Source organism: Williamsia sp. MIQD14 (assembly GCF_051025635.1).
Taxonomy (GTDB): Bacteria; Actinomycetota; Actinomycetes; order Mycobacteriales; family Mycobacteriaceae; genus Williamsia_A.
The window spans coordinates 608,585-615,599 of record NZ_JBPFDG010000004.1 but is presented as its reverse complement, the minus strand read 5'-3'; the positions used below and the strand labels follow the sequence as shown (position 1 = coordinate 615,599).

The 7,015-nt window shown below is 69.5% G+C and carries 5 protein-coding genes; all 5 read right to left on the bottom strand.

Annotated features, from left to right (window positions below):
• Window positions 1–204: 204 nt before the first annotated feature.
• The 5 genes from tyrS to argH all read right to left on the bottom strand — a co-directional run bounded on the left by tyrS (window position 205) and on the right by argH (window position 7,012).
• Complete coding sequence (gene tyrS / locus ACQ7HM_RS17450) at window positions 205–1,476, bottom strand: tyrosine--tRNA ligase (RefSeq protein WP_434217473.1); 1,272 nt, start codon at window positions 1,474–1,476, stop codon at window positions 205–207.
• Entirely contained in the window at window positions 1,473–2,171 is a 699-nt protein-coding gene (locus ACQ7HM_RS17445) for a DNA-3-methyladenine glycosylase (protein ID WP_434217472.1), read from the bottom strand. Before ACQ7HM_RS17445 ends, tyrS begins: the two co-directional genes overlap by 4 nt.
• Before the next feature lie 9 nt (window positions 2,172–2,180).
• Complete coding sequence (locus ACQ7HM_RS17440; RefSeq protein WP_434217471.1) at window positions 2,181–2,402, bottom strand: Trm112 family protein; 222 nt, start codon at window positions 2,400–2,402, stop codon at window positions 2,181–2,183.
• A 101-nt stretch (window positions 2,403–2,503) separates the two neighbouring features.
• Window positions 2,504–5,503 carry an alpha/beta fold hydrolase gene (locus tag ACQ7HM_RS17435; protein WP_434217470.1) on the bottom strand — a complete coding sequence of 1,000 codons (3,000 nt, stop codon included), beginning with the start codon at window positions 5,501–5,503 and terminating at the stop codon, window positions 2,504–2,506.
• 42 nt (window positions 5,504–5,545) lie between these two features.
• Window positions 5,546–7,012 (bottom strand): argininosuccinate lyase, encoded by a 1,467-nt coding sequence (argH, locus tag ACQ7HM_RS17430; protein WP_434217469.1) that lies wholly within the window; start codon window positions 7,010–7,012, stop codon window positions 5,546–5,548.
• Window positions 7,013–7,015 lie beyond the last annotated feature (3 nt).

The following is a 7,015-nucleotide window of genomic DNA, read 5'->3' as shown; positions in this document are numbered from 1 at the left end:
GTCTGATCCTGTGGAGAACCAGGCTCCGTGAGCCCCGTCAGAGCGCGTTGTTTCCCAACGATCTCTGACATGGGATTTGCACCCCAAGCGCGGAAGTTCCCCCGGAAACTCTCTCCGGTCTGTTTCCCCCGCTCTGCGGTGCGATATGAAAGTTACACAGGCGCGAACGCAGCGTCAAATCGCCTGGTCAGAGGCGTGCGAACGTTAACGGAACCGCGCACCGGCGACGTTTCGCTTGCCCCGACGCACCACGAGCCATCCGCCGGCCAGCAGGTCCGACGACGCCGGCACCCAGTCCGGGTCGGAGATCTTCACGTTGTTGACGTACGCGCCACCCTCGGCGACGGTCCGTCGAGCTGCCTTGTTGCCGTCGCTGAGTCCTGTCGCGACCAACAGCTCGACGATCGTGGGCTCGTCGCCGGAGGTGTAGTCGGCGACGACGGTCTCCGACAGCGCAGCGGTCAGGGTCCCCGCGTCGAGGTCACCGAGATCGGCGCGACCGAACAGCGCCTGGCTCGCGGTCTCCACCGCACGAGTGGCCTCGGCCCCATGGACGAGCGTCGTCATCTCCGCCGCCAACCGCTTCTGGGCCGCGCGAAGATGAGGTGTCTCGGTGGTCGAGGTCTCGAGCGCGTCGATCTCCTCACGACCCAGGAACGTGAACCACCGCAGGTAGCGCACGACGTCGGCGTCGGCGGTGTTCACGAAGTACTGGTACCAGGCGTACGGGCTGGTCATCTCGGGGTCGAGCCACACCCCTCCGCCACCGGTCGTCTTGCCGAACTTCTTCCCGTCGGAGGCGGTGACCAGCGGAACCGTCATCGCGTGCAGGCTCTCACCCAGCACCCGCCGCCCAAGATCGACACCCGCGACGATGTTCCCCCACTGATCGGACCCACCAAGCTGAAGAGTGCAGTCATGGCGACGGCGCAGCTCGACGAAGTCGTAGGCCTGCAAGAGCATGTAGCTGAACTCGGTGTAGCTGATGCCGTCGGCGTCGAGACGCCGTTTGACCACGTCGCGGGACAGCATGACGTTGACCGGGAAGTGCTTGCCCACGTCACGAAGGAAATCGACGACCGACAACGCGCCGATCCAGTCGAGATTGTTGACGACCACTGCCCCGGTGGGTGACGCGTCGAGGTCCACGAACCGCTCCAATTGCGCGCGGATGCGTTCGGCCCATTCCCCGACCACGTCGGAGGTCTGCATCGATCGCTCCCCCACCTCACGGGGATCACCGATCATTCCGGTGGCCCCTCCGGCCAGCACGATCGGCCGGTGCCCGGCGAGTTGGAAACGTCGCAGGGTCAGCAGCGGGACCAGGTGTCCAGCGTGCAGGCTAGGACCGGTCGGATCGAATCCGTTGTACACCGACACGACCCCGGCCGCCAGCGCCTCCCGCAGGTGGTCGATGTCGGTGGACTGCGCGATCAGGCCGCGCCACTGCAGCTCGTCGATGATGTCGGTGCTCACCAGTCCGATCCTTCCGCATCGATCGTCCCCGCGGCCAACCGACGTCTGCGGACCGCGGCCGAACCGGCCCGGAACGCCGAGACCGCCGGTGATCCGGCGATCCAGAAGCGCCACGGGCGCCCGGTGGCGATGGTGATGCCGACCCGCGGACCGGACATGACCGCGTCCTGGTCGAGAGGTACCCGGCGCTCGAGGCGCAGCGGGCTCGCGGGGGAACACAGGTCGACGCCGTTGTCGTCGAGGTCTGCCGCGACGGCCGCTCCCAGGTTGCCGGGGCCCATGGCCAGGCGATCCGCGGGCACTTCCGTCGACCGCGTCCGTGACCTGCGACGGACAACGGTGTCGTGCCCGTCGGTCACCTCGGCGGCACGGAGCAGCACCGCGGCTGACTCGCCGTCGACCTCCGCCGAGACGTTGAGGCAGAGGTGGATGCCGTAGGACCGGTAGACGTAGAGCCGCCCGGCCCGACCGAACATCACGCCGTTGCGTGGCGTCGGACCGGGGAAACTGTGTGCGGCGGGATCCGCGTGACGTCCGCCCTCCGGTCCCCCGTACGCCTCCACCTCGACGATCCGTAGACGCACCGGACCGGTGTCGGCATCGGCGGGTGCGACGAGGTCACATCCGAGGATGCGGCGGGCCGCGGTGACCGGGTCGACGGCGAGTTCGTCGGCGGTCAGCAGCGCATCGGACACCGGGGGCGATCAGCCGCCGGCGCGGGCGATCAGGGTGTCGTGTTCGGCGTCGTCGACCGAGCGCGCCTCGGGGATGAGCAGGACCGGGATGCCCTCGTCGATGCGGTACACCTGACGCAGTCGAGGGTTGTAGAGCACCTCGTCGGATCCCCCGGTCGCCTCGATGTAGAGCAGTTCGCCGTGGTCCTGCGGGCAGACGAGTCTCTCGCGCAGGAAGGCATCGAGCGGCATGTCTGCTCCTCGGATAGGTGTCGGCACCCCCGGACGAGGTGTCCCACCCACTCTACGAACGCGGTCCCGGACGGCGCGCGACCGCCTCGCGATCGATCAACTCAGGACGTACGGGCCGCACTCCCGTTCGACGACACGCTGTCCGCCGACGCCATCTCCCATTCCTTCTCCGCGAGCACGGTGCGGGTGAGGCGGCGATAGCGGCCGGTGTCGTCGCGGTACCAGACCCGCGTGCTGGGTTTCGGCAGCCCCTGCGCGCGGAACGACCCCGGCAGTGGTCGGTAGGAGTGACTCACCGGGATCTCGTCCACCGCCCACACGATGTGCGGACGTTCCGCGGCCGACAGCCCCGCCAACGCCACACGCAGCGACGACACCGTCAGCGCGTTGGTTGCCCGGCGCGGTGAGACCACCGCCACCGCGAGCTGCGCGCCCGGCGCGCCGACCGAATACGTGACGACCTGGTCGACATCGGGATGGCGCGACAGGGCCGCGATGATCGGCTGTGGGTACAGCGGCCCCTCCGACGACTTGATGACACTGTGCACGCCGGCCATCAGCCAATGGTCACCGTCGACGTCGCGGCGGACGAGCTGACCGGAGGTCTCCCACCGGTCGTGGCGACCGAAGACGTCGCGCAGAACCGTCGCACCGGTCTCGTTGCGCTGCCGGGTCTGCGCCAGCAACAGTCCGACCTCGTCGACGTGGGCCTCGCGCACGAACCCGCGCGGGTCGAGCAGGAACCGTTCCTCCACGACGTCCCAGGCCGCGACGCGGACACGGTTCGTCTCGGGCAGCGGTCGACCGACCGACCCGACCTTGCCGCCGGAGATGTTGGCGAGGATCGCCGCTCCGTCGGAGGTCGCATAGAACTCGATGACACCGGCGTCGGGGAAGCGTTCGACGACGTCGTCCCACAGACCCGCGGGCATGCCCGACCCGATGAACAGGCGGATGGGGTTGTGATCGGTGATCGCCAGGTCGGTGTCGCGGACGATGTCACGCATCATCGTCCAGGTGTAGGAGACGACGGTGATCCCGTAGCGGTAGACCTCGCGGGCGAAACTCTCCGGCCCGATCCCCGACGACAGCGCGATCCGCGAACCGCCGACCACGGTCGCACCGAGGGTGGTGAGCAGACCCGACGCGTGGTGCAGCGGTGTCAGGCAATAGACCGTGTCGTTGTCGGTGAGCGAGGCCGCCGACGCCGCACCGAACGCCGACATCGCCCAGCGGTGGTTGCTGATCGGCCACTTCTGCAGGGCGCCGTCGGCGCCGGTGAAGAGGATGAACGCCAGATCGCTCGCGAGGCCCGGGTCGCTCCGGTACCACGAGGGCACCTCGACCCGGTCGGGGTCGATCTGCTCCATGTCGATGACCTTGTCGCCGTCCGCCTGCGGGATGTCGCGGACGTCGCCGCCACCGAGGACCAGCACGCGCTCGGCGTGGGGCACGCACTCGTCGAGGCTCACCGGGTCGGCGACGACGACCAGCACGTCGGCGAGGCGCAACATCGTGGCGAGGTCGGACGACGGCGGAAGCGGGACCACGACGGCCCCGAGCCGTGACAGCGCAGCGATGGCCACCAGGGCACTGGGACGGGTCTCCATCATGACGCCGACGTGCTCGCCGGGCCGCACCCCGCACTGGATGAGACCGCGGACGACGTTGTCGATGCGGGTGTTGACCTCGGTGTGGCTCAGCACGCGGTCCTCGAAGAGGAACAGCTCACGCCGTCCGGCACGCTCGGCGTTCTCACTCATCAACTTGCCCAACGAGATCCGCGTGCCGGGCTGGATCTGGCCGAGCCGCATGAGACGGGGCAGCGTCCGCACGGACTCCCGCAGCACCGCCTGCGACGTGCGTCGGAACGATCCCGCCGCCGCGACCACCTCACGGCTCACACCGGCGCCCGCGTCGGCGACCGCACCGATGCCGTGGGTGACACGCGAGGCGAGGCTGACCCCGGATCCGGTGTTCTGCTGCGGGGTCTCCGCCATCGGCGCGATGGTCTCGGGCATCTCGCCGTTGCCCTCGTGCCACTGGATCCACCGGGCGGTGGTGGGCCAGCTCTGCGCCCCCGACACCGAACCGACCACGAGTCCGAAGTGACCCACCGGCAGCATCGTCTCGTAGACATCGGCGCGCGGCGCGGCGCGCTTGATGCCGCGGACCGCCGCCGGTTGCCCGATGTCGTCGGCGCCACCGACGAAAGCGAGGACCGGGCAGGTGATCTCGGCGAGGGTGACGAGGTGGTCGCGGATCACGAACCCACCCGACACCATGCGGTTGTGGACCACGAACTGGCGCAGGAGTTCGGCGATCGCCGGACCCGACCAGGCCACCCACCCGTCGGCCTCCAGGAATCGGCGCTGATCCTCACGCGGCAGCAGGGCGTCGCGGTCGTGGAGCTGGCGCAGGAAATCGATGCGACTACGGGCGGCCTTCACCGGGTCGAGCAGCTGGAAACCGGTGCGCGCCAACCAACCCGGGATGTTGAGGCGGTTGAAGACGTTGTCGGCGAAGACCTCGGCCAGCGGGGCCATGATGTTGGCGGGCAAACCCAGCGGCAGTGCGGCCAGCACGTCGACGGGACTGCCGAAGGTGGTGAGGCTCGCGATCTGCTGCGACCGCCGGTACGCGGCGGCCTGGTAGGCGAACATCCCGCCCTGGCTGTAGCCGACGAGATGGACGTCGCGCCCGGTCTCCTCGTGCATGAGGTCGATGATCTGGTCGATGGCCACGATGTGGTCGGCCAGGGTGCGCTCCATGCCCCCGGCCTCCTGGTCGGGTGAGCCGAAGTCGACGACCCAGGGGTCGATCCCCTGACCGTGCAGGATCGACACCGCACCGTTGTGCGGGGTGACGTCGTAGACGTTGGCCGACACCATCATCGGCGGGATCAGCAGGACGGGCGGACCACCGTTGAGATCGTCGGGGAAGTAGCGCCGCAGCCGGTACATCGGCGCGGTCTCCTCGACCCGGAACGGCGTCGGCCGGGTGCCGGTGTCGAGCCCACCCATGCGGATGACCTCGAGACCGTTCTGGGCGGTCGCGACGACCCGGTCCAGCGCTCGTCCGACGTTCGGGATGCCGACCACCCTGACTACCTCCTGGTCGATGGATCCGTGATCGGTGTCACTCTACTCACGATCCTGCGACGCCTCGTCCCACCCGCGCAGAGCCGCGATCCGGTCGGCGACCCGCGCGCGCTGTTCGGCGACGCGGACACCCGCGGTACCGCCGCGCGCCGATCGCGAACCGATGGACCCCTCGACCGTGAGGACCGACCGCACCGCGGGCGTCAGGTCACCGGAGATGGCGGCGAAGTCCGCGTCGGCGAGTTCGTCGAGACCGATCCCCCGCGCTTCCGCGGCCCGCACGCAGGCGCCGGCCACCTCGTGCGCGACACGGAACGGAACACCCTGGCGCACCATCCACTCGGCGATGTCGGTGGCAAGGGTGAAGCCGGCGGGCGCGAGATCGGCCATGCGCTGGGGGTGGAACTCGAGGGTGGCGACCATCCCGGCCATCGCGGGCAGCAGCAGTTCGAGCTGGGCGACGGAGTCGAAGACCGGCTCCTTGTCCTCCTGCAGATCACGGTTGTAGGCCAGGGGTTGTGCCTTGAGCGTCGCGAGCAGCCCGGTCAGGTTGCCGATGAGGCGTCCGGATTTGCCGCGGGCGAGTTCGGCGACGTCGGGGTTCTTCTTCTGCGGCATGATCGAGCTACCGGTAGACCACGCGTCGGACAGTGTCGCGTACCCGAATTCGGATGTGGTCCAAAGGATCACGTCCTCGGCGAGGCGCGACAGGTCGACACCGATCATGGCCAGGACGAAGGCGCCCTCGGCCGCGAAGTCCCGCGACGCGGTGGCGTCGATCGAGTTCTCGGCCGCACTGTCGAAGCCGAGGTCGGCGGCGATGGCGTCGGGGTCGAGGCCCAGCGACGACCCCGCCAACGCGCCCGAACCGTACGGCGACACCGCGGCGCGACGATCGAGGTCGACGAGGCGGTCGACGTCGCGCAGCAGCGGGTGCGCGTGCGCGAGCAGGTGATGGGCGAGCAGGACCGGCTGGGCGGCCTGCAGATGCGTCTTGCCCGGCACCGCGACATCGGGATACCGCTGCGCCTGTTCGACGAGGGCGGCCGCGACATCGAGGACACCGTCGGCGACCCGTCGGAGGGCGTCGCGCAGCCACATCCGGAACAGCGTGGCGACCTGATCGTTGCGGGACCGTCCCGCACGGAGACGGCCACCGACGTCGGCCCCGACCCGCTCGATGAGCCCCCGTTCGAGGGCGCCGTGGACGTCCTCGTCGGACTCGGCCGGTCCGAACGCGCCACTGGCGACGTCCGCACCGAGCCGCGACAGACCGTCGAGCATGGTCGTCAGGTCGGCGTCGGAGAGCAGTCCCGCGCCGTGGAGCACGCGGGCATGGGCTGCCGACGCCTTCACGTCATACGGCGCCAGCGCCCAGTCGAAATGGGTCGACTTGCTCAGCGCGGCCATCGCGTCGGCCGGCCCGGATGCGAAACGTCCGCCCCACAGCGCGCCGGTGTTGGTGCCGTGGCCGTCGCGACCGGCGCCGCCATCGCCTGCGGAGGTCATCGG

What these genes read in the sequence shown, in the direction of transcription:
- ACQ7HM_RS17440 (WP_434217471.1), bottom strand. Translation starts at nt 2,402, where the DNA reads ATGCCGCTCGATGCCTTCCTGCGCGAGAGACTCGTCTGCCCGCAGGAC.
- argH (WP_434217469.1), bottom strand. Translation starts at nt 7,012, where the DNA reads ATGACCTCCGCAGGCGATGGCGGCGCCGGTCGCGACGGCCACGGCACC.